This window comes from Frankia sp. CoWAU3 (assembly GCF_977971855.1).
Genome location: NZ_CDWWXB010000335.1, coordinates 1,993 through 2,812, shown reverse-complemented (window position 1 = coordinate 2,812; position 820 = coordinate 1,993). Strand labels below are relative to the sequence as shown.

Below are 820 nucleotides of genomic sequence, written 5' to 3'. Positions count from 1 at the left end.
GGGCGAGCGTGGCGGCGTCTCGGCGCCGTCGGACCCCTACACACCCCGGCGAACCGGACTCTCGCGACGTCCGGTAAGCTAATCTGCGGTGGAGTCGCCTAGTGGCCGAGGGCGCACGCCTCGAAAGCGTGTGAGGGGGCAACCCCTCCGTGGGTTCAAATCCCACCTCCACCGCCCTAGCGGCACGTCTCGCTCTTCGCGTGCTGCCCAGTCGGCCAACCAGCCGCGATGCTCCCGCGCCTGGAACGCCGGCTCTAGTAGCGGCTGGCCGGGCCCGCACAGCGGTCCCGGAGGATCAAGCCCGGGCGCCGGGCCGGCAGGGAGACCGGACGGCGGGGAGAGGGAGCCCATCGCGGCGAGGATCAGGCCATCGTGGCGAGGATCGCGCCGATGTCGTCAACGGTGGTCCGGGGGTTGACGATAGCGAACCGGGCGACGGTCTCGCCCTCGTGCACGGTGGGCGGAACAAACGCGAAACCGTCCCGCAGCAGGTTCTCGCTCCACCGCTGGTAGTCCGCGGCCTGCCAACCCAGCCGACGGAACACCACAATCGACAGCTGCGGTTCCCGCACCAGCTCGACGTAAGGCAGCGCGGCGATCTGGAGCGCGGCCGCCCGGGCGGTCGCCAGCGTGGACTCGATGGCCCGGCCGTAGGCCAAGGTGCCATGCGTCGCCAGCGAGAACCAGAACGGCAGCCCGCGGGCCCGCCGGGACAGCCCGATGGCGTAGTCCGACGGGTTCCAGGCCCCCGCCGAATCCAGGACCTCAAGGTAGCCGGCCCGCTGCGGGCCGTGCGCCGCCCGGGCCAGCGCCGGATCGC

General features: G+C 72.2%; 1 tRNA gene and 1 pseudogene. One reads left to right on the top strand and one right to left on the bottom strand.

The features are described from left to right. Positions 1-87 precede the first annotated feature (87 nt). A tRNA-Ser gene (locus AC08ON_RS18110) sits at positions 88-174 on the top strand. A 188-nt stretch (positions 175-362) separates the two neighbouring features. On the opposite strand, the pseudogene AC08ON_RS18105 reads toward AC08ON_RS18110, so the two are convergent. Then, positions 363-820, bottom strand: a pseudogene (locus AC08ON_RS18105) (aspartate aminotransferase family protein); the annotation flags it as partial.